The sequence below is a fragment of the Blastococcus sp. SYSU D00868 genome, from assembly GCF_054050575.1.
In genome coordinates this window covers 1-21,823 of record NZ_JBJGZO010000046.1, presented here as the reverse complement: position 1 = coordinate 21,823, position 21,823 = coordinate 1, and the positions used below count along the sequence as shown (strand labels likewise).

At 75.9% G+C, this 21,823-nt stretch carries 16 protein-coding genes and 1 tRNA gene; 9 read left to right on the top strand and 8 right to left on the bottom strand.

Going from position 1 to position 21,823, the window contains the following annotated elements:
• Positions 1-15 precede the first annotated feature (15 nt).
• Genes ACI79F_RS23470 through ACI79F_RS23460 form a run of 3 tightly spaced genes read left to right on the top strand, consistent with a single transcriptional unit; the run spans position 16 to position 2,437 of the window.
• A complete protein-coding gene (locus ACI79F_RS23470) occupies positions 16-708 on the top strand; it encodes a phosphatase PAP2 family protein (protein ID WP_456547535.1) in 693 nt (230 codons plus the stop codon).
• Positions 705-1,229, top strand: a complete 525-nt coding sequence (locus tag ACI79F_RS23465) for a pirin family protein (RefSeq protein ID WP_456547534.1) — start codon at positions 705-707, stop codon at positions 1,227-1,229. Before ACI79F_RS23470 ends, ACI79F_RS23465 begins: the two co-directional genes overlap by 4 nt.
• Positions 1,230-1,234: 5 nt before the next feature.
• Entirely contained in the window at positions 1,235-2,437 is a 1,203-nt protein-coding gene (locus ACI79F_RS23460) for a M20 metallopeptidase family protein (protein WP_456547533.1), read from the top strand.
• Positions 2,438-2,531: 94 nt separating this feature from the next.
• On the opposite strand, the gene aceE is transcribed toward ACI79F_RS23460, so the two are convergent.
• Positions 2,532-5,333, bottom strand: coding sequence for a pyruvate dehydrogenase (acetyl-transferring), homodimeric type (gene aceE, locus ACI79F_RS23455; RefSeq protein WP_456547532.1), 2,802 nt, complete (start codon positions 5,331-5,333; stop codon positions 2,532-2,534).
• A gap of 342 nt (positions 5,334-5,675) precedes the next feature.
• Between aceE and ACI79F_RS23450 the strand changes: the two genes are divergently transcribed.
• From ACI79F_RS23450 to ACI79F_RS23435, 4 genes are all read left to right on the top strand, one after another.
• On the top strand, positions 5,676-6,101 hold the full coding sequence (locus ACI79F_RS23450; RefSeq protein ID WP_456547531.1) for a DUF3052 domain-containing protein: 426 nt from the start codon (positions 5,676-5,678) through the stop codon (positions 6,099-6,101).
• A gap of 49 nt (positions 6,102-6,150) precedes the next feature.
• Positions 6,151-6,612 (top strand): peroxiredoxin, encoded by a 462-nt coding sequence (locus tag ACI79F_RS23445; RefSeq protein WP_456547530.1) that lies wholly within the window; start codon positions 6,151-6,153, stop codon positions 6,610-6,612.
• A gap of 66 nt (positions 6,613-6,678) precedes the next feature.
• Positions 6,679-6,750, top strand: a tRNA-Val gene (locus ACI79F_RS23440).
• Between the two features lie 67 nt (positions 6,751-6,817).
• On the top strand, positions 6,818-7,648 hold the full coding sequence (locus tag ACI79F_RS23435; protein ID WP_456547529.1) for an acyl-CoA thioesterase: 831 nt from the start codon (positions 6,818-6,820) through the stop codon (positions 7,646-7,648).
• A 13-nt stretch (positions 7,649-7,661) separates the two neighbouring features.
• Here ACI79F_RS23435 and ACI79F_RS23430 read toward each other — a convergent pair whose 3' ends face one another.
• Entirely contained in the window at positions 7,662-8,465 is an 804-nt protein-coding gene (locus ACI79F_RS23430; protein WP_456547528.1) for an esterase/lipase family protein, read from the bottom strand.
• Between the two features lie 189 nt (positions 8,466-8,654).
• On the opposite strand from ACI79F_RS23430, the gene ACI79F_RS23425 reads away from it, so the two are divergent.
• Positions 8,655-9,587: an alpha/beta fold hydrolase gene (locus tag ACI79F_RS23425; RefSeq protein ID WP_456547527.1), complete on the top strand. Its 933-nt coding sequence runs from the start codon at positions 8,655-8,657 to the stop codon at positions 9,585-9,587.
• A gap of 111 nt (positions 9,588-9,698) precedes the next feature.
• On the top strand, positions 9,699-10,709 hold the full coding sequence (locus ACI79F_RS23420; RefSeq protein WP_456547526.1) for a zinc-dependent alcohol dehydrogenase: 1,011 nt from the start codon (positions 9,699-9,701) through the stop codon (positions 10,707-10,709).
• 12 nt (positions 10,710-10,721) lie between these two features.
• On the opposite strand, the gene ACI79F_RS23415 is transcribed toward ACI79F_RS23420, so the two are convergent.
• The 6 genes from ACI79F_RS23415 to ACI79F_RS23390 form a co-directional block, all read right to left on the bottom strand.
• Complete coding sequence (locus tag ACI79F_RS23415) at positions 10,722-13,649, bottom strand: wax ester/triacylglycerol synthase family O-acyltransferase (RefSeq protein ID WP_456547525.1); 2,928 nt, start codon at positions 13,647-13,649, stop codon at positions 10,722-10,724.
• Positions 13,646-15,895, bottom strand: a complete 2,250-nt coding sequence (locus ACI79F_RS23410; protein WP_456547524.1) for a glycerol-3-phosphate 1-O-acyltransferase — start codon at positions 15,893-15,895, stop codon at positions 13,646-13,648. The genes ACI79F_RS23415 and ACI79F_RS23410 overlap by 4 nt, the downstream gene beginning before the upstream one ends.
• A gap of 127 nt (positions 15,896-16,022) precedes the next feature.
• Complete coding sequence (locus ACI79F_RS23405; protein ID WP_456547523.1) at positions 16,023-17,036, bottom strand: NAD-dependent epimerase/dehydratase family protein; 1,014 nt, start codon at positions 17,034-17,036, stop codon at positions 16,023-16,025.
• A gap of 38 nt (positions 17,037-17,074) precedes the next feature.
• Positions 17,075-18,517, bottom strand: a complete 1,443-nt coding sequence (locus tag ACI79F_RS23400; protein WP_456547522.1) for a WS/DGAT/MGAT family O-acyltransferase — start codon at positions 18,515-18,517, stop codon at positions 17,075-17,077.
• A gap of 160 nt (positions 18,518-18,677) precedes the next feature.
• A complete protein-coding gene (locus ACI79F_RS23395) occupies positions 18,678-19,655 on the bottom strand; it encodes an alpha/beta fold hydrolase (RefSeq protein ID WP_456547521.1) in 978 nt (325 codons plus the stop codon).
• Between the two features lie 136 nt (positions 19,656-19,791).
• Positions 19,792-21,708, bottom strand: coding sequence for an FUSC family protein (locus ACI79F_RS23390; RefSeq protein ID WP_456547520.1), 1,917 nt, complete (start codon positions 21,706-21,708; stop codon positions 19,792-19,794).
• Positions 21,709-21,823: the final 115 nt, after the last annotated feature.

Below are 21,823 nucleotides of genomic sequence, written 5' to 3'. Positions count from 1 at the left end.
GGGGAGAGTGGGGCGGTGCAGTCGCTCCCCACCGGCGTCCCGGCGCGGACCGGCCGCCGGGCCCTGACCGCGGTCCTCGCGGGGATCGCCGTCCTCGTCGTGCTGGGCGCCGGCGTGCTCGCCGACGCCGACCCGCAGGTCCGGCTGGACGGCGCCGTCAGCCGGGCGCTGTACGCCGGGGACGACCGCTCCGCCGGGCTCGACGGGCTGCTGGAGGTGCTCACCGCCCCCGGGACGGCGTGGTTCCGCGGCCTGGTCTTCCTGCCGGTGCTGCTGTGGCTGGCGCTGCGGCGGGAGTGGCGCCCGCTGGCCTGGGTGCTCCCGGCGGTCGTCCTCGTGGGGCCGCTGACCAGCGGGCTCAAGGAGCTGGTCGGCCGCGCCCGCCCGGCCTTCGACGGCGGCGGGCTGGAGTACGGGGGGCTGAGCTACCCGAGCGGCCACTCCTCGGGCATCGCCACCCTGGTCACCGTGGCGCTGGTGCTGGCCTGGCCGCGCCTGGCCGCCGGCGCCCGCCGGCTCGCGCTCGTGGCCGGGGTGCTGCTCGTCGTCCTGGTCGGGCTGACCCGGATGTGGCTGGGCGTGCACTTCCTCTCCGACGTGCTGGGCGGCTGGGCGCTGGGCGTCGCCTGGTCGCTCGGCCTCGCGCTGCTGGCCGGCGGGCTGCCCGGCGGGCCCGCCGCGCTCGCCCCGGGGGAGGAGCGGCCGTGACCGGACTGGACTCGCGCGTCCTGCTGGAGAACACCGACGGCTCGCTCGGCCCGCTGCTGCGGGTCGCCGACGACCGGCTCGCCCCCGGCGCGGGCTACGGCTCCCACGAGCACCGGGCGGTCGACGTCGTCGCGGTCGTGCTCGCCGGGTCGCTGCGCCACCGGTGGGGCGACGGCGCGGTGCTGGGCGCCGGCGACGTCGCCGTCCTGCGGGCCGGGACCGGGCTGGCGCACGACGAGGTGGCCGGGGACGACGGCGCCCGCGTGCTGCAGTGCTACCTGCGCACCGCCGCGCCGGCCGCCCCGCCCGCGCACGAGGTGGTGACCGGGGCCGCCGGCTGGGTCGACCTCGGCCGGCCGGACGCCCGGCTGTGGCTGGGCACCGGCCCGGCGCCGGAGGGCCTGCGGCTGGCCGTCGGGACGGAGCCGGCGGGGGTCGGCGGGCCGGAGGGCGGCCCCTGGGTCGTGTGGCGGCTGGACGCCGGCCGGCCCGCATGGGCCGACGCGGTCTGGGCAGAGTGAGACCCGTGTCCACACCCGCCGAGCTGCTCGCCGCCGCCGAGGCCGACGCCGACCGGACGATCGACCTGCGCCGCCGCCTGCACCGCCAGCCCGAGATCGGCCTGCACCTGCCGCGGACGCAGGCCGCCGTCCTGGAGGCGCTGGGGGAGCTGCCGGTCGAGCTGACCACCGGCCGCACCACGACGTCGGTGGTCGGCGTGTTGCGCGGCGCCCGGCCCGGGCCGACGTTCCTGCTCCGCGCCGACATGGACGCTCTGCCCGTGCAGGAGGACACCGGGCTGCCGTTCGCCTCCGAGGTGCCCGGCGTCATGCACGCCTGCGGGCACGACACGCACGTGGCGATGCTGGTCGGCGCGGCCCGCCTGCTGGCCGAGCGCCGGGACCTGATCGCCGGGCAGGTCGTGCTCATGGTGCAGCCGGGGGAGGAGGGCTTCCACGGCGCGCGGTACATGCTCGAGGAGGGGCTGCTCGACGCCGTCCCGCAGGCGCCGGTGTCCGGGGCGTTCGCGCTGCACGCCTCGTCGTCGCTGGCCGGTGGCACCGTGCACGTGCGCCCCGGACCGATCATGGCCGCCGCCGACCAGTGGCGGCTGACGCTGCACGGCCGCGGCGGGCACGCCTCCGAGCCGGCCCGCACCCGCGACCCGGTCCCGGTGGCCGCGGAGATCGTGCTCGCGCTGCAGTCGATGGTGACCCGGCGGGTGCCGGTCACCGACCCGGCGGTCGTGACGGTCGCGCACATCACCGCCGGCTCGACGAACAACGTCATCCCCGACAGCGCGTTCCTCGAGGGGACGATCCGCACCCTGTCGCCCGGCCGCCGCGCCGACGTCGTCGAGTCGGTCCGGCGGGTCGCCGAGCTGGTGGCCGCCGCGCACGACCTGCCGGCGGAGTTCGTGCACGAGCCCGGCTACCCGGTGACCGCCAACGACCCCGGCGTCGCCGCGCGGGTCGCCGAGACCGCCGCCGAGCTGCTCGGGGCCGACGCCGTGCCCCCGATGGCCGAGCCGCTCATGGGCGCCGAGGACTTCTCCTACGTGCTGGAGCGGGTGCCCGGCGCGATGGCGTGGATCGGCGCCCGCCCGCCCGGCGTCGACGCGGACGAGGCGCCGCCGAACCACTCCAACCTGGCGGTGTTCGACGAGGCGCCGCTGCCGGCCGGCGCGGCCCTGCACGCGGCGATGGCGCTGCGCGCGCTCCCCATGTGACCGGCTGGGCCCGAGGGGACGGGCCCAGCCGGTCGGCCTCCCCGCAGGAGCCCGCCGCGAGCGTGCGAGCGGTGGGGGGCGGGGAGGTCCTTCCTCAGGTCGCCGGGCTGGGGTCGGTGCGCTCCTCGGCCGGGGCGGCCTGCACGTCGCGGACCCGGTAGTTCTCCACCGCCTGGCGGACGACGTCGCCGTCCACCTCGCCCCGCCGCGCCAGCGTCGCCAGGGTGCGGACGACGATCGTCTCGGCGTCGACGTGGAAGTGCCGGCGCAGCGCCGGGCGGGTGTCGGACAGGCCGAACCCGTCGGTGCCCAGCGTCGACATGCCGCCCGGGACGAAGGGCGCGATGAGGTCGGGGACCGCCTTCATCCAGTCCGACACCGCGACGACCGGGCCGGGGGCGTCGCTCAGGCGCTGGGTCACGTAGGGCACCCGCACCTCCTCGCCCGGGTGCAGCAGGTTCCACTCCTCGCACTCGTCGGCCTGCCGGCGCAGCTCGTTCCACGAGGTCACCGACCACACGTCGGCCGACACGCCCCAGTCCTCGCGCAGCAGCTCCTGCGCCCGCAGCGCCCACGGCACCGCGACGCCGGAGGCCAGCAGCTGCGCCTTCGGGCCGTCCCCCTGGCCGGGGGCGTAGCGGTACATGCCGGCCAGCAGGCCCTGGACGTCGAGGTCCTCGGGCTCGGCCGGCTGCGCGAACGGCTCGTTGTAGACCGTCAGGTAGTACATGACGTCCGGCGACCGGTGCCCGCCCAGCGGCGCGCCCGGGTCCTCGCCGTACATCCGCACCAGCGCGTCGCGGGTGATGTGGGCGACCTCGTAGGAGAAGGCCGGGTCGTAGGAGACCACCGCCGGGTTGGTGTGCGCGAGCAGCAGCGAGTGCCCGTCCTCGTGCTGCAGGCCCTCGCCGTTGAGCGTCGTCCGCCCGGCGGTGGCGCCGAGCACGAAGCCGCGCGTCATTTGGTCGGCCGCGGCCCAGAACCCGTCGCCGGTCCGCTGGAACCCGAACATCGAGTAGAAGATGTAGATCGGGATCATCGGCTCGCCGTGGGTGGAGTACGACGTGCCGACGGCGGTGAACGACGCCGTGGAGCCGGCCTCGTTGATGCCCTCGTGCAGGATCACGCCCTGCTCGGACTCCTTGTAGGCCAGCATCAGCTCGCGGTCCACCGAGGTGTAGCGCTGCCCCGCCGGGTTGTAGATCTTGTGCGACGAGAACAGCGAGTCCAGGCCGAAGGTGCGGGCCTCGTCCGGGATGATCGGCACGAACCGCGGGCCGAGCTCGGAGTCCTTGAGCAGCTCCTTGAGCAGCCGGACGAACGCCATCGTCGTGGCGACCTCCTGCTTGCCGGAGCCGCGGCGCAGCACGTCGAGCGCCTTGTCCTCGGGCGCCTTGAGCGTCTTGAACTCCGCCCGGCGGCGGGGGACCGCCCCGCCCAGGGCCCGGCGCCGCTCGAGCATGTACTGCATCTCGTCGGAGTCCGGGTCGGGCCTGTAGTAGGGCGGCAGGGTCTTGTCCAGCGCCGAGTCGGGGATGTCCAGGTAGAGCCGGTCGCGGAAGGCCGCCAGGTCCTCCGCGGTCAGCTTCTTCATCTGGTGGGTGGAGTTGCGCCCCTCGAAGTGGCTGCCCAGCGTCCAGCCCTTGATGGTCTTGGCGAGGATGACCGTGGGCTGGCCCTTGTGCTCCACCGCGGCCTTGAACGCCGCGTAGACCTTGCGGTAGTCGTGCCCGCCGCGGGAGAGGTCCCAGACCTCCTTGTCGCTCATGTTCTCCACGAGCTTGCGGGTCCGCGGGTCCTTCCCGAAGAAGTGCTCGCGGACGAACGCGCCGTCCTCGGCCTTGTAGGTCTGGTAGTCGCCGTCGGGCGTGGAGTTCATGATGTTGACCAGCGCGCCGTCGCGGTCGGCGGCCAGCAGCGGGTCCCACTCCCGGCCCCAGATCACCTTGATCACGTTCCAGCCGGCGCCGCGGAAGAACGACTCCAGCTCCTGGATCACCTTGCCGTTGCCCCGCACCGGGCCGTCCAGCCGCTGCAGGTTGCAGTTGACGACGAAGGTGAGGTTGTCCAGCTCCTCGCGGGCGGCCAAACCGATGGCGCCCAGCGACTCCGGCTCGTCCATCTCGCCGTCGCCGAGGAAGGCCCACACGTGCTGGTCGGAGGTGTCCTTGATGCCGCGGCCGTGCAGGTAGCGGTTGAACCGCGCCTGGTAGATCGCGTTGAGCGGGCCCAGGCCCATCGAGACGGTGGGGAACTCCCAGAAGTCCGGCATCAGCCGCGGGTGCGGGTAGGACGACAGCCCGCCGCCGGGGTGGCTGACCTCCTGCCGGAAGCCGTCGAGCTGCTGCTCGGTGAGCCGGCCCTCGAGGAACGCGCGGGCGTAGATGCCGGGGGAGGCGTGCCCCTGGAACCAGATCTGGTCGCCGCCGCTGGGGTGGTCCTTGCCGCGGAAGAAGTGGTTGAAGCCGACCTCGTACAGCGAGGCGGAGGAGGCGTAGGAGGAGATGTGCCCGCCCACGCCGATGCCCGGCCGCTGGGCCCGGTGCACCATGATCGCGGCGTTCCACCGGATGTAGGCGCGGATGCGGCGCTCGACGTGCTCGTCGCCGGGGAACCACGGCTCGCGCTCGGGCGGGATCGTGTTGATGTAGTCGGTGCTGCGCAGGGAGGGCACGCCCACCTGCTGCTCGCGGCTGCGCTCCAGCATCCGGAGCATCAGGTAGCGGGCCCGGCCCCGGCCGGCGTGGTCGACGACGGCGTCGAGGGAGTCGACCCACTCCTGGGTCTCCTCGGGATCGGTGTCGATCAGCTGGCTGGGCAGGCCGCTCGTGATGATGGAGCGGGGCTGGCCTCCGTCACGGGCGGGGTCGCCGCCCGGCTGCTGCGGTGCGCTCATGCGTCCATCCTCCCGCCGCGCGGCCGTCGCCGTCACGCACGGGCCCATCTGACGGGATGCCGCCGTGTCGCCGCCGTGTCGCCGCCCGTCTCGCCTGCGGACCGCCGCGGAGCGCTCGCGTCTGACCTTGCGCTTGACATGGCATGCCCTACGCTTCCGCCCACGTGGCCCGAACACCCGGGTCCACAGCGGACCGAGGGAGTTTTGTGTTGTATTAACATGGAAGGGGTGACCCGACCGGCGGTTGGTTTCCGCCCCGTCCCCCCGGGCCGCCGCGCCGGCGGGGGGGGGGCGCCGGGCCCCAGGGTCCCCCGTCAGCACACCCATGGAGGAACAGCAGGGATGAGCGTCGACTCGGGCAGCGCCGGCATGGCGGCCCGGCTGGGCATCAAGCCGGGCATGGTCGTGCAGGAGCTCGGCTGGGACGAGGACGCCGACGAGGACCTGCGCGACTCCATCGTCGAGGTCTCCGGCAGCGAGATGGTCGACGAGGACACCGACGAGGTCGCCGACGTCGTCCTCCTCTGGTGGCGGGAGGACGACGGCGACCTGTTCGACGCCCTCACCGACGCGCTGACCTCGCTGGCCGACGACGGCGTCGTGTGGCTGCTGGTGCCCAAGTCGGGGCGGCCGGGCCACGTCGAGCCCGGCGACGTCACCGAGGTCGCCCCCACCGCCGGCCTGCAGCAGACCAGCAGCATCTCCGCGGCCAAGGAGTGGTCCGGCATCCGGCTGGTCACCCCGAAGGCCGCGCGCACCCGCCGCTGACCCCACCCGCGTCCCGGGCCGCGACGGGGCGTGCGGCACGATGCGGCGCATGAGCCTCTCCGTCGGTGACCGCGCGCCCGAGTTCAGCCTCCCCGACCAGGACAAGCAGGTGGTCTCCCTCGCCGAGCTGCGGGGGAAGCCGGTGCTCGTCGTCTTCTACCCCTTCGCCTTCTCCGGCATCTGCACCGGGGAGCTGTGCCAGCTGCGCGACGAGCTCGCCGACTACACCGGCGCCGGCGTGCAGGTCGTGGCCATCAGCACCGACCCGGTGTTCAGCCTCAAGGCGTTCAAGGAGCAGCAGGGGCTGCCCTTCCCGCTGCTGTCGGACTTCTGGCCGCACGGCTCCACGGCCCAGGCCTACGGCGTCTTCAACGAGAAGGCCGGCATGGCGGTGCGCGGCACCTTCCTCCTCGACGCCGAGGGCGTCGTCCGCTTCGCCGAGGTGAACCAGCCCGGCGACGCGCGCCAGCAGACCGGCTGGAAGGACGCGGTCGCCCAGCTCGCCGCCTGAGCGGAGTCGGAAGAGTGCGGTTCCCGCACTCCTCCGACTCCACCGCCCCCTTACTGTGGGGGCGCGGGGCGCGTAGCTCAGCGGGAGAGCTCTCGCCTTACAAGCGAGCGGTCGCCGGTTCGATCCCGGCCGCGCCCACCCCCGGTCCCGCCCGCACCTCGGTGTCGGCGCCGGCGATTCCCGACGTCGACGTGCGAGGTGTGCGGTGGATCAGGTGCTCTCCGGGGTGGTGGCCGCCCTCGGCGTGGAGCCGCTCGGCGACGACCGGTTCGGCGTCTCCGGCGCCTCCCCGCTGGCGCGGGAGACGCTGTTCGGCGGCGCGCTGCTGGTCCAGGCGCTGCTGGCGGCGGACGCGACGGTCCCCGACGACTACGCGGTGCACCACCTGCACGGCGAGTTCCCGCAGCGCGGGCGGGCCGGGGAGCCGATCGTGTTCGCCGTCGAGCGGGTCAAGGACGGCCGCGCCCTCACCAGCCGCCGCGTCGTCGCCCGGCAGGGCGGGCGCACCGTGGTGACCGTGGAGGCGTCGTTCCAGCGCACCCGGGACGCCGGCCCGGAGTACTCCGTGCCCGCCGCGTACCGCTTCCCCGCCGACGCCGTCGCCGCCGGGGACCTCGAGGTGCGCCCCGACCGCGGCTTCGGCATCGAGTCCGTCGACGCGACCGGCAGCGCCAACGGCACGACCTCCACCGACGTCGAGGCCTGGTACCGCGCCGCGGACCCGCTGCCCGACGCGGCGGTCTGGCACGCGGCGGCGCTGACCCTGGTCTCGGACATGGCGGTGCCGACCGTCGCGATCACCGCGGCGGGGCTGCACGCCGGCGGCCCGGACGGCGAGGGCGGCCCCGGCACCGTGGCGACGACGACGGTCAACCACACGATGTGGTTCCACCGGCCGCTGCGGGCCGACGAGTGGTTCGTGCTCACCTCGCAGCCGCTGTCGACGGCGTACGGCCGCGGCGTCGCGCTCGGCTCGGCGTACGACGGCGCCGGCCGGCACGTCGCCTCGATCGTGCAGGAGATCTATCTCAAGTGAGGTCCGACCCCGCTCAGGCCGCGTGGGCGGCCAGCGGGGACGACGCCTCCGGCACGTCCGGGCGCGGGAAGACCGGGCGCAGCAGCCCCGGCGCCCGGAAGGGCCGCCACGTGCCCTCGGGCTGGGCGAGCCGGTCGGCGACGGCGTAGACGACCGCCGGGTGGTGGCCGAGCCCGAGGTGGCTGGCGTGCACGGCGATGTTCTCCGCGCGCGGCCCCGGCGTCTCCAGGCAGGTCTGCCAGTGCACGATCCCGTCGGCGTGCGAGTAGATCGACGTCGCGGGCACCGGCAGCGGGGTGCACTCGCTCTCCAGCGGGAACGACACCGAGTCCACGTGCAGGTGCGAGAACCGGTTGAACACCCGCGCGGCGCGGGTCTGCGACTCGCAGGTCAGCCGGAACGGGCTGCCCATCGTGACGACCTGCCGGACCGAGTCGGGCGTCGCGCGGGCCAGCTCGCGGGCGAAGATCCCGCCGAGGCTCCAGCCGATCAGGCTCACCGGGCGGCCGTAGCGGTCGGCCAGGTCGTCCAGGCGCCGGCGCAGGCCGTCCACGCACGTCGGCGTCGGCCCGATGTTGCGGCCCAGCCGCCAGCCGTGGACGCGGTAGTCCAGCCGCCGCAGGGTCGCCCGCAGCGTCCGCGTGGACGTGTCGTCGGCCAGCAGGCCGGGGAGCACGAGGACGGGGTGGCCGTCGCCGGAGGGCAGCGCCTGCAGGAGCGGTCGCGCGGCCAGGTACAGGCCGTAGTCGGCCACCGCCCGGCCCGGCTCGCTCAGGTAGAGCGGGAGCGCGGGGCCGCCACCTCGCTGTCGTGCCACGGGTTCCTCCTCGTCGACCGGCGTTGGTCACCCGCCCGTTACCCATGGCGGGACGGCGGGCACACCCGCCGAGACACATCCGTGTTCTCGGCAGCCCGCTGTGGCGACCGACACAGAGTCGTCCCACGCGTCCCACCCGTCCCGCGACCCGGTCGGGCAGCGCGCGCGGGGGCGTGCCACGGTGGGCGGGTGGACGAGACGCAGGTCCCCGGACGCTCCCTGACCGTGGAGCTCGACGGCCCGGTGCACTACGTGGACTTCGGCGGCGCCGAGGAGGGCCCCACTCTGGTGCTGGTGCACGGGCTGGGCGGCTCGCACCTCAACTGGGACCTGCTGGCGCCGCTGCTGACGCCGCACGCCCGCGTGCTGGCCCTCGACCTGCCCGGGTTCGGTCGCAGCGAGCCGGGGGAGCGGCGGGCCAGCGTGCCGGCCAACGTGCTGGTGCTCGACCGCTTCCTGCGCGAGGTGGTCGGGGGCCCGGCGGTGCTGGTGGGCAACTCGATGGGCGGGATGATCTCGCTGTTCGAGGCGGCGCGGTCGCCGCAGCGGGTGCGCGGCACGGTGCTGCTCGACCCGGCCGTGCCCGGCCCCCGGCGCGCCCTCGACCCCGTCGTGGCGGCGCAGTTCGCCGTCTACGCCGTCCCGTTCCTGGCCGAGCGGGTCCTGTGGCTGAACCGGCTGCGCAAGACGCCGCGGGCCCGGGTGCGGGAGCTGCTGCACCTGTGCGGCGTGGACCCCGACGCCGTCCCCGCGGAGGTGATCGACCGGTCGGTGACGCTGCTGCAGGAGCGGCGCGACGTCGCCGGCATGGACAAGGCGTTCCTGGCCGCCGCCCGGTCGCTGCTGTGGGTCCTGGCCGACCCGCGCCGCTACCGCGAGGCCATGGCCTCGATCGCCGGGCCGGTGCTGCTGCTGCACGGCGACCGGGACCGCCTGGTCTCCGTGGCCGCGGCGCGCGACATCGCCGCCCGCCATCCGGACTGGCGCTACGTCGAGCTCGCCGACGTCGGCCACGTGCCGCAGCTGCAGGTGCCCGAGGTGACCGCCGGGCACGTGCTGGACTGGCTGCGCGACACCGGCCTGGTCCCCTCGGGCGAGCGGGAGCCGGCGCCCCGCGGCTGACCCCCCGCGGGACTGGGCGCTCCGGCGAGGTGGCGGGGGGATTCCGTGGGCGGGCCGGGCGTGGTGGGGTGACCGGCGTCCCGCACACCGGCCTCACCGTGGAGGGTGCACGTGCGCGCAGCCGTCTTCGACCGGCCGGGGGAGCCGATCCGCGTGGAGCGGCTGCCCGACCCGGAGCCCGGGCCCGGTGACGTCCTCGTGCGGGTCGGGCGGGCGGGCATCTGCGGCACGGACCTCGCCATGACCTCGGACTCGCTGCTCACCTACGGGCCGGGGCCGTTCGGGCACGAGTTCGCCGGGGAGGTCGTCGCGGTCGGCGCCGGGGTCGACCGGGCGCGGATCGGCGAGCTGGTGGCCTGCCTGCCGGTCACCCCGTGCGGCGGCTGCCCCGGCTGCGCGTCCGGCTACGCCCTCACCTGCGCCGCGCCCCGCGGCGGGGCGGCGGGCTTCGCCGAGCTCGCCGCCGTCCCCGCGGCCGGCGCGATCGCGCTGCCCCGCACGCTCGGCCCGGCCGACGGCGCGCTGGTCGAGCCGATGGCGTGCGGCCTGCACGCGCTGCGCCGCGGCCGGCTGCGCGCCGGCGACCGGGTCCTCGTGCTCGGCGCGGGCTCCATGGCGCTGTCGGCGGTGCACTGGGCGCGGCGGATCGGCGCCGGCCGGGTCGTGGTCGCCTCCCGCTCGGCGCACCGGCGGGAGGTGGCGATGGCCGTGGGGGCCGATGCCTTCCACAGCACGGCCGAGGACGACCCGGCGGAGCTCGACGCCCTCCTGGGCGGCCCGGTCGACGTCGTCGCGGAGTGCGTCGGCAAGGAGGGCATGGTGGCCCGGGCGATCGAGCTGGTCGGACGCGGCGGCACCGTCGTCTCGATGGGCATGTGCATGGCCGCCGAGGCCGTCGTCCCCGCGCTCTGCGCGTTCAAGGAGGCGACCGTCGTCTTCCCGCTGAGCTACACCGTCGACGAGTTCGTGGAGACCGCCCGCGCCTTCGACGCCGGCCGGCTGCGCGCGGAGCTCATGGTCAGCGACGTCATCGCCCTCGACGAGCTGCCCGGGACGATGGAGCAGCTGCGGACGGGCACCCGGAGCGCGCTCAAGGTGCTCGTCGACCCCGCCCTGGGCTGACCCTCGCCCGGCTCAGCCCCTCCCGAGCGCCACGACCTCGTCCAGCCCCGCCTGCAGGTCGGCCACCAGACCGTCCGGGTCGGTCACCGCTGCGGAGTCGACGTTGACGCCGATGCAGCACTGCCCCTCGTGGGACAGCAGCGTGATCATGGCGGCGCAGCCGGGCAGCGGGCCGAACGGGAACATCCGGGTGATCCGCGACCCGGCGATGTAGACGGGGTGGGAGACGCCCGGCACGTTCGACAGCTGGACGTCGTTCGCGCTGGTCAGCCGCCCCGAGACGGCGCCGATCACCGGCGCCGGCAGCCAGCTCAGCGTGGGGGCGAGCAGGTCGTTGAGCACGCCGGAGCTGCTGTCGCTGCGCACCGAGAGCACGAACTCGCGGATGGTGCGGATCCGGTCGGCGGGGTCGGCCTGGTCGAGCGGGGCGGGGAAGCGGGCGCCGGTGAACCGGTTGCCCCCCTCGGGGGCGTCCTGGGTGCGCAGGCTGATCGGGATGCCCACGGCCAGCGTGCCCAGCGGGGCTCCGTGCCGCTCGTGGTAGCGGCGGAAGCCCCCGACCATCGCCGCGAGGAAGCCGTCGTTGAGCGAGCCGCCGGCGGCCTTCGCCCCGGCCTTCAGGTCGGCCAGCGGCACCTCCAGCACCTCGAGGTGCCAGTCGCCGCCGCGGGTGGCCAGCAGCGTCGAGCCCGGCCCGGGCGGGGTCAGCGTGCGGCCGGCCGAGCGGGCCGAGTCCAGCGCGGAGGCGACGACGTCCCGCGGCCGGCCGGCGGCGAGCGCGTCCACGCCGCGGCGCAGCAGCTCCAGCGGCGCCGACCGGGCCGTGCCGACCAGCCGCTCGGTGAGCAGGGCGGTGCGGGAGACGCCGTCGTCGGGCAGCGGCACCGGCGGCTCGGGCCGCACCGGGTCGCGCTCGGCGGTGCGGCTGTGCAGCTTCCCCATCAGCTGGACGGCGCCCAGGCCGTCGGTCGTGCTGTGGTGGGTCTTGACCACGTAGCCGGCCCGGCCGTCGGCCAGGCCCTCGACCAGCAGCACCTCCCACAGCGGGCGGGTGCGGTCCAGCGGCGCGGAGACGAACTCCCCGACGACGTCGAGGAGCTGCCGCATGGACCCGGGCGGGTCGAGCCGCACCCGGTGCACGTGCGCGTCGAGGTCCAGCTCCTCCACGGTCACCCACCGCGGCGTGCCGACGCCCAGGGCGGGTTCGACCACCCGCTGGCGCATCCGCGGCACCATCCGCGAGGCCCACTCGTGCGCCGCGCGCAGCCGCTCCCACTCCGGGGCGGGCTCGAGCAGCTCCAGCAGGGAGACGTTGGCGCGCAGCCGCGGATCGGCCGACTCCGCCCGCCACATCGCCGTCTCCAGCGGGTTCATGTCCGGGGCGCTGCCCCAGTCCAGCGGCGCGGCCGGGGTGGGCACGTGCTGGCCGGCGGTGGGCTCCTCGCTGACCACCGGCCGCTCGCCGCGGCCGCCCCAGTCGGCCAGCGTGCGCAGGTACATGTCGTGCACCTCGGCGGCGCGGTCGCCGACCTCCTCGGCGGTCCAGCCCTCGGTCGGCACCGGCGGCAGCACGCGGACCTGCACGACGCCGGGGGAGACGGTGGTGGCGCCCTTCCACATCAGCTCGCCGGTGTTGCGCAGCACGATCGGCACGACCGGGACGCCGGCCTGCCGCGCGACGTGGAAGGCGCCCTTCTTGAACGGGCCGAGGGTCGGGGTGACCGACCGGGTGCCCTCGGGCGCGATCACCAGCGAGATCCCCTCGCGCAGCCGCTGCACCGCGGGCTCCAGTGCCTGGCGGGCCTGCCCGGAGTCGGCCCGGTCGACGAAGGCGACGTCGGCCAGGCGGAACGCCAGCCCGAAGCCCGGCGTCCGCTCCAGCTCCTTCTTCGCGACGGCGGTGAAGCCGCCCCGCAGCAGCTTGGCCAGCACGAGGACGTCGAGCTGGCTCTGGTGGTTGAACAGGAAGACCGCCGGGCGGGTGGCCAGGTGCTCGGCGCCCTCGACGTCGAGCCGGACCCCGGCGATCGCGCTGCCGAGCTCCCCGGCGAGCGTGATGCCGAGGTCGACCGCCTCGCGCCGGGAGCCGCCGAGCGCGCCGACCGCGACGCCGGTCGCGAAGCCGCCGAGCATGCCGCCCACCCCGGCGACGGTGCGGGCGAGGTCCGCGGCCGAGGTGCGGCCGCGGCGGCGGAACCGGGCCACCGGCCAGGAGTAGTGGCGGGCGGCGGCGGCGAGCCCGCTGCCGGGGTTGAGCGCGCGGGCCCGCCCGACGGTGCGCAGGAAGGGCACGTCCTCGTCGCCGTTGGAGTAGGCGTAGCTCTGCGCCAGGTCGATGCCGTGCTCCTCGGCGAAGGCGCGCACGGCCGCGGCCTTGCCCGTGCGCCACAGCAGCGGGCCGCCGGGGCGGCCGGTGCACACGCCGTCGACGATCTCGACCGGGGAGACCAGCACGTGCTCGACACCGAGGGCCCGGGCGGCCGGCTCCACCTGGAAGCGGGTGGCCGACGACGCCAGGACGACGGTGTGCCCGGCCTGCAGGTGCGCGGTGACCAGCCGCCACGCCTCGGGGAACAGGGAGCCGGCGATGCCCTGCACGAACAGCCGCTCGCCCAGTTCGGCCAGCTCGTCCTCGCTGCGGCCGGCCCAGGCGCGCATGCCCGTGACGGTGAACCGCTCGAAGTCCTGCTCGGTGGTGACCCCGCGCAGGCCGTTGAGCAGCAGCTGGCCCAGCGCCTGCGGGGTCACCTCCAGCGAGCGCAGGTGGTGCCGGGCGAAGGCGGCCAGCGAGTAGCCGTCGATGACGGTGCCGTCGAAGTCGAAGAACGCGCCGGTGCGCGGGCCGGGCGGGGCGGCCTCGACGTCGGCGATCAGCTGCTCCTCGGTCCAGGCGAGCGTGCGTGCCGCCCCGCCGTCCGTCGGCTCCTGCCCGGCGCTCACGGCTCCACCCCCACGTTCTCCCGCCGCGCGGCGGCGTCCAGTTCGTCGATCACCGCGACCCGGCCGACGACGTCGCGGACCTGGGCGGCCCACTCCTGCCGGCGGCGGGCCAGCTCCTCGCGGCCGGGGTCGACCAGGTCGAGGTTGGCGGCCAGCTGCAGCGCCGTCCCGAACAGCTCCCGGGACAGCGACTCGGGGCCGTGCAGCCGGCCCTGCAGCAGCATCTGCTGGCCCACGCCGCTGCACTCGGCCAGGAACTCCGCCTGCACGACCGGCGTCCGGGGATCGCGCGCGGCCAGCCGCTCGGCGACGACGAGCTGGGCGTCGACGAACGAGCGCAGCACGCGGTGGGCCAGCAGCAGCGGCGCCCCGCACAGCACCTCCCGCCCGTCGGCGGTCTCCCACTGCGGGTCGAGCCGCTCGAGCTCGGCGGTGAGCCGGTCGCGGTAGGCGTCCCGCTCCGGGAAGAAGAACTCGAACTTGAGGAGGTCCCGCAGCCGGAACGCCTCGTCCCAGCGGTCGACCGGGTCGCGCAGCATCACCAGCTCGGCGATCGCCCGGTCGACGACGTGGTGGATGGCGCCGTTGCGGTAGAACGCGGCGACCAGGTGCTGGCCGCGCTCGATCGAGTAGACCGGCTCCTCGCCGCCCTCGTAGACGGTGACGACGCTCTGCTGGGCCAGGGCCGTGAGCACCCGCCGGACACCGCCCGCGGTGTGCAGCGCGGCGCCGGAGTGCGGCCGCCCGCTCTCGGTCAGGTAGGCCAGCAGCGGCTGGAGGACCCGCTGCACCTGGGCCAGGGTGAGCGCGCGGTCGCGGACGCCGAGCAGCGCGAGGGTGACCAGTGCCGTCGCCGTGGCCGGGGTGACCGAGTTGATGCCGACGGCGACCTGGAAGGCGACCTTCTGCAGGGTCAGCCGGCGGGCATCCGGGTCGGCCGGGTCGGCGCCGCCGCGCAGCGCGGCGGCCAGCGAGATCGGCTCGGCGAACCCGACGTGCACGGTGCCCAGCGGTGTGCGGACCTGCTCGCGGATGTAGGAGGCCATCCAGGACAGCCCCTCGCCGCGCTTGGCCGCGCCGCCCTGCTCGGCGGCCATCCCGGTGACCTCGCGCAGCTGGTCGTATGTGATCGACACGGGGACGACGTAGGCGTCCTCCACCCGGCGGCGCTCGACGGCGTCGGCCACGTAGCGCAGCAGGCCGTGCCGCGGCGGGCGCAGCTTGCCGGTGCGGCTGCGGCCGCCCTCCAGGTACCACTCGAGGTTGAACCGCTTGGCCAGCAGGAAGGCGAAGTACTCGCGGACGGCGAGCTTGTAGACCTGGTCGTCGCCGAAGCTGCGCCGGATGAAGACCAGCCCGGCGCGCTTGGCGACCGGGCCGACCGGCCAGAAGCGCAGGTTCTCCCCGCCGAGCACGTGGTTGCGCGGGAAGTCGTGGGCGGCCAGGACGTCGGCGAGCACCAGCGGGTCGACGTAGGAGCGGTGGCTGGGCAGGAACACCAGCGGGTGGCGGCGGTTGAGCTCGCGCAGCCCGTCGAGCCGGGCGGCGTCGACCTGCACGTCCCACGCGCGGGAGTGCACCGGCCGCAGCAGCCCGGTGAACAGCTCGACGGCGACGGGGTCCATCGCCGCCACGAGGCCGTGCAGGTCCGCGACCGCCTCGGCGGCGACCTCGCGCTCCGGGCGCTCCAGCCGTTCGGCCAGGGCCGCGACCTCCGCGCGGAACTCCGGGCTGTGCTCGATCGCCTCGGCGACGTGCCGCGGGACCTTCGCCCGGTCGCCCACCACCTGCCGCTCGGCCCGGTCCAGGGCGAGGGCGGCCTGGTGGGCGACGAAGGCGGCCAGGTCGCCGGTGCCGTCCCAGCGCCGGGTCAGCTCGGCCACGGTGGCCGGCTCGGCGACGACCACCCGGGCCCGCTCCGGGTCGCGGCGCAGCGCCGCGGCCTGCAGCGGGGCCGGCGGGCGGCGCAGCAGCGAGGGCCGGGCGTCCTGCAGCCGGCTGCGGCGGCCGCGTCCGGGGGACGCGGTCCCCGGCCGGCGCGGCTGCCAGGCGACGCGGACCGCCGTCACCACGGTCTCGGGGGAGGCCTGGGCCAGCGGTCCGGCCAGGGCCGCACCGCGCAGCGGGACGACGGTGGTCCGGTCGTCGCCGGTCGGCAGCGCGTCGGCGACCAGCCGCCGCTCCACCTCGCTGTCGACGTCGGTGAGCACGATCTGCGGGACGTCGATGTCCACGAGCGGGGTCATGTGCACCTCTCCCCGGGGTCCCCCGGACAGTTGCCTGTGCTGCACCTGTGCCGCCCCCGGCCCGCCGGAGCCGGGGGACGACCGGCGGCGCCGAGCCTGCCGGTCCGGCGTCCGCTGGTGGAAGGGGTCACCCCCGGTCGAGGGTGTCCCGCAGCGCCTCGACGCCGCTGAACCGGGGCGTCCAGCCCAGCTGCTCGCGGGCCTTGGCGGTGTCCATGATCACCGGGCGGCTGACCGCCTCCACCCACTCGGCCACCGGCGGCAGGAACGGCAGCGCGGCCACCGCCCGGGCCGCCGCCTGCGCCGGCCGGGCCGGCAGCGGCACCGGGACCGCGCCGAACTCGCGGGCGACGTCGGCGGCCGTGAGCACGCCGTCCCCGGCGACGTTGTAGGCCCCGGGCGGGCCGGCGGCGACCACGCACAGCTGCAGGGCGCGGCCGACGTCGTCCTCGTGGACCAGCTGCAGCGGCAGCGCCGGGACGGCGACCGGCACGGGGACCGGCAGCCGCCGCGGCCGGCCGAACAGCGCGCGGCCGAGCGGGGCCAGCGGGCCGGGCAGCACGTCCTTGGCGCCGACCACGTTCGGCCCGACCACCACCGGCGGCCGCAGCAGGTACAGCGCCATGTCCGGGGCGTGCACCGCCTCGGCCGCCAGCAGTTGCTCGAGCTCGGCCTTCTCCCGGGCGTAGAACAGCCGGGACGCCGGGCGCACCGGCCAGTCCTCCGTGACCCGATCCGGGGTGTCGGGGTGGAAGCCGTAGGCGGCGACGGAGGAGGCGTAGACGAACCGGCGGGCTCCCGCGGCCGCGGCGGCGCGGAAGGCGTTCAGCGTGCCGTCCACGTTGATCGCCCGGGCGGTCTGCCGGGACGCGTTCCCGGTGATCAGGAACGCCAGGTGGACGACGACGTCGGCGCCGGCGAACGCCTCGGCCAGCGCGTCGGGGTCGCGGACGTCCCCGCGCCGGTACTCCAGCTTCGTCCAGCCGCGGGCGGCCGGGTCGAAGGGCCGGCGGGCGATGCCGACCACCCGCGCGACCCGGTCGTCGTCCTGGAGCAGGGGCACCAGCCCCGCCCCGAACGTGCCGGTCGGGCCGGTCACGGCCACGGTCAGGTCGGTCTCGGTGCCCCCGCTGTCAGCCACCTGACCCCGCTACCCGCGTCGGCGGCCGCCACACCGGCTCAGCGCGCGGCCGCCTTGCGCCGCTTCGGCGCCGGCTGCGCCTCGGCGGTCTCCTGCGGCGTCGCCGTCCCGGCGGCCACCTTCAGCTCGTCGATGCCGCGCCGGATGCCGCCGGCCAGCACGTCGATGTCGGGGAACCCGTCGAAGTCGGCGTTGATCCCGAACGTCATCGTGTTCAGGTAGCTGAAGATGCCGATCGAGACCCGGGTGCCGCCGGCGATGGGCACGTAGGCGTGCGCCGAGCACATCCGCCGGCCGAGCACGTACAGCGGGATCCGCGGGCCGGGCACGTTCGTGGTGACCGCCTGCGAGTAGAACTGGCTGGCGCCCAGGGCCGCCCGCACCCCGAGCGAGAGCAGCGTGGGCGCGACGAAGTCGCCCATCGCGATGATCGACCGGGCGTCGACCAGCTGCAGCATCTGCTTGTACTCGTCCATCTGGCGGCGCACCGACTCCAGCCGGGCGACCGGGTCCGGCTCGCCGACCGGCAGGTCGACGAAGACGGCCGAGATGCGGTTGTCGAGCTTGCCGCGCTCGTGCTCCTGCCGCATGGACACCGGCACCATCGAGCGGACCACCAGCCCGTCGCGCAGGGAGCCGCGCCGCTCGAGCAGGTCCCGGAAGCCGGTGGTGATGGACGCGAGGACGACGTCGTTCACCGTGCCGCCGAGCGCGGTGCGGATGGGCTTGAGCTCGTCGAACTCGGCCTCGGTCCACGCCCACCGCCGGTGCGGGCCGATCGGGCCGGACAGCGAGCGGGCGATCGGCGTGGTCAGCTGCCGGGCCACGGTGGGCAGCGTCTTGGCCACCGAGCGCGTGGTGCCCATCAGGGTCCGGGCCAGCCCGCCGATCCCGCTGCCGCCCTCGCCGGCGGCGATCTGGCGCAGCGGCTGGGTGAGCGCGTCCTGCACGGCGCCGGCGACGACCTCGACGCCCGACGGGCTGCGCTGCGGCGTCCAGTCCTGCGGCTCGGGGTGGGTGGCGTCCGGGGTGAGGTCGAACATCAGCTGCATCAGGTCGGTGCCGGCGACGCCGTCGATCATGCAGTGGTGGACCTTGGAGATGATCGCCCACCGGCCGTTCTCCAGGCCCTCGACCAGCCACAGCTCCCACAGCGGCTTGGCCAGGTCCAGCCGCTGGCCGAGCACCCGGCCGGCCAGGTTGCGCAGCTGCTCGTCGCTTCCCGGGCCCGGCACCGCGGTGTGCCGCACGTGGTAGAGGATCTGGAAGTGCGGGTCGTCGACCCACAGCGGCCGGCCCAGCTGGAACGGCACCGGGCGCACCCGCTGCCGGTAGCGGGGGACCAGCGGCAGCTTGCTGAGCAGCAGCCGGATGACGTCGCCGTAGCTGGGCGCCGGGCCCTCGAAGACGGCGACCGACCCCACGTGCAGCGGGGTGTTCTCGCTCTCCGCGAAGTAGAAACCGGCGTCCGTCGGGCTCATGCGGTCCACGATCAGCTCCTCGTCGTCCCCGCCGCTGCCCGGGCGGGGACATCCACGCGTCGTCGGGTGTGCGGCGAGCCAACCCCTGATCCCCGGCCGCCGCAATCGGAGCAACGAGCCTCCGCCGACCAGGTTCTGGGCTCCGCGGCCGTGGCGTCGGTCACCCCGCCCGGCGGTCGTCGCGGAGCCGGTCCCCGACCCGGTCGAGCAGCCCGGCGAGCGCGGCGTCGACCACGTCGGTGCGGGTCAGGTTGACGCTGTGCCCGGCGCCGGGGACGACCACCAGCTCGGCGTCGTCCCCCAGCAGCTCCGCGAGCCGGCGGCCGTGCCCGACGGGGGTCAGCCGGTCGTCGGTGGCCGCCACGACGGTGGTCGGCACCCGGCCGAGGACGGACAGCGCCGCGGTCTCGTCGTGCTCGAGGAACGTCGCCCAGAACGCGAGCGTGACGGTGTAGGGCGTCTCCTCCAGCAGGTCCTGCACGAGCCGGACGTCGGCGGGGTCGGCGTCGTCGCGGCCGAACAGGTAGCGGCGGGTGAACCAGCGGCCGACCGCCGTCCCGCGGCGGCGGAACCGCTCGAGCAGCGGCGCGAGCAGCTGCAGGCCGCGCAGCCAGAGCCCGAGCAGGTGCAGCCGGCGGACCGCGGTGACCCACCGGCCGAGGACGCCGGTGCTCACCAGCCCGCCGGACGACGTGGCGAGCAGGAACGCGCCGACCACCCGCGGACCGAACAGCTCGGGCCGCTGGCGGGCCAGCGCCATGATGCTCATCCCGCCCATCGAGTGCCCGGCCAGCACCACCGGCCCCTCCGGGACGACGGCGTCGAGCACCTGGCCGAGGTCGCGGCCGGTGCGGTCGATCGTGGCCGCGGTCAGCCGGGTCCAGCCGGAGCGGCCGTGCCCGCGCTGGTCCCAGAACACCAGCCGGACCCGGTCGCGCAGCGCGGGGCGGTGCACGTCGAACTCGGCCAGCCGGGCGGTGAAGCCGTGGCAGAACACGACGGTGAGCCCGGCGGTGTCGTGGCCGTCGACCTCCACGTGCAGGTCCACGCCGTCGTCTGTGCGGACGGTGCGGGAGCCCGCCGGCGGCGGGCCGGGCGGGCCGGGGACGGGGGCGTGGACGCCGGGTGGGAGGGGCACGCGCCCCTCCCTTCCCGCGCCGGCCGGGCAGCAACCGGCGCCGCGACGATCAGGTCCCCTGATCACGCGGTGTCCTCCCTCACCGTCTGCGGTGAGGGAGGACGCTCCACGATCAGGGGAGCTGATCCCGGCCCGGTCAGGGGGCGGCGTCGCGGACCAGCCGGCGGGCGGCGTCCACCTCGCGGGCCACCGGGGCGAGGACGCCGTCCGCGAGGATCTCGGCGTCGTCGGGGGTGCGGTGGGCGCGGACGTCGTCCTCCAGCTGACGGATGGCCCGGCGCAGCACGGCGACCTGGGCGAGGTCGGGCTCGGGCGCCCCGGTGCGGATCGCGATGACGGCCTCGGTGACGGCGTCCGACGTCCGCTCCAGCTGCACGATCACCGGCCACCAGGCCGCGGCGCGGGTGCTGATCGGCGGCGGCTCGGCCAGCCGCCGCTGCAGCTGGGCCTGCACCTCGGTCAGGGCGCGGTAGGTGCGCCGGCGGGCGCGCCGGATCTGCGCGGCGTCGCCGGTGAACGCCGCCTCGACGAAGGCGTCCAGCGCGGTGGCCGCGTCGCGCAGCGCCTCGTCCAGCGGCGCGCGCCAGGTCTGCGGCCACAGCGCGTAGCCGAAGACCAGGACGATCGCGCAGCCCACCAGGGTGTCCACCATCCGCGCGGCGACCAGCCCGGCGCCGCCGGACATCGCCAGGTCCAGCAGCAGGATGATCACCGGCGTCTGGAAGACGGAGAACATCCCGAAGTTCGCGGCGCGCGCCCACGGCAGCAGGCCGGCGAACACGGCCATCGCGACCAGCACCCAGGCGTCGCGCGGCACGACGGCCAGCAGCAGCGAGCCGATGAGGACCCCGAGCAGGGTGCCGGCCCCGCGCTGCACCGCCCGGGTGAACACCGAGCCGAAGTCGGGCTTGAGCACGATCGCGACGGTCAGCAGCACCCAGTAGGGGCGGTCCAGCGGCAGCAGCTGCCGGGCGACCTCGGCGATGGTCATGCACAGCGCCAGCCGCACGGCGAACGCGCGGCTGTCCGGGCTGGCCACGGTGCGGTCGGCGACGTCGCGCAGGCGGGTGTGCCAGTCCAGCTCCGGCAGCTCGACGGCCGCGCCGGCCCGCTCCTCGGGGTCGCCGACGACGTTCCACGCCAGCCGCAGGCCGTGCCGGACCGCCCGCCGGGTCGGCGGCCCCTCCTCCAGCGGCGGGGGGCGGTCGGCGGGCAGCTCGCGGTCGCCGGTCACGGCGGCGGCCAGCGCGTGCACCGCGGTCACGTCCTGCGGGTCGGCCGGCACCCCGGCCCGGACGGTGGCCACCGTGCCCTCCACCAGGGGCGCCGCCGCGTTGAGCACCCCGGCCAGCTCCGAGAGCTCGCGGCTGCGCCCGGCGGTGGAGCTGCGGCTGCGGATGACCCGGTCGTAGGCGGCGTTCAGCGCGGCGGTCAGGCTCCGGCGGGCCTCGTCGGTGTCCTCGGTGCCGGCGGCGGCGAGCAGCTCGCCGATGCGGGTGAACACCGCCGCGACGGCGCCGCGGTCGGGGTCGCCGCGCTCGGTCGCCGCCTGCACGAGCGTGGTGAGCGTGGCCCAGGCCGCGCCGCAGAAGAAGAAGCCGACCTCGGCGGCCGCCGACAGCGGCGTGACCAGGCCCGAGGCCAGGGCGGTGTAGACCAGCAGCTGCAGCGCGCCCAGCGACAGGGCGGCGTTCACGGCGCTGACCAGCGCGGCCGCCGCCGACACCAGCGCGATCACCAGCACGGGCAGCCAGCCGCCGCCGCTGGCGTACTGCCCGACCACCAGCCCCACGGCGCCGAAGCCGGTGGCCGCCGCCGTCCGCCGCAGCCGGTCGCGCAGCGGGCCGCCCATCGGCGCGAGGCAGGCGGCCAGGGCCCCGGTGGTGCCGAAGACGCCGGCGCCGAACTCGGGCCCGGGCTCGACGCCGCCGGCCACCAGGACGGCGACCGCAAGCGGCATCGGCACGGTCACGGCGAAGCGGACGACGTCCGGCCACGGCACCGCCGGGGGAGTGGTGCGGACCAGCTCCTCGAGCCACGCCGGTGCCCGCAACGCCCGCTCCGCCACGGTCCGGGGGCTGCCCAGCCGCGCCGACGCGGAACCGCCGGGATCAGGTGACCTGATCGTGGCGCGTCCTCCCTCACCGTGGGACGTGAGGGAGGACGCG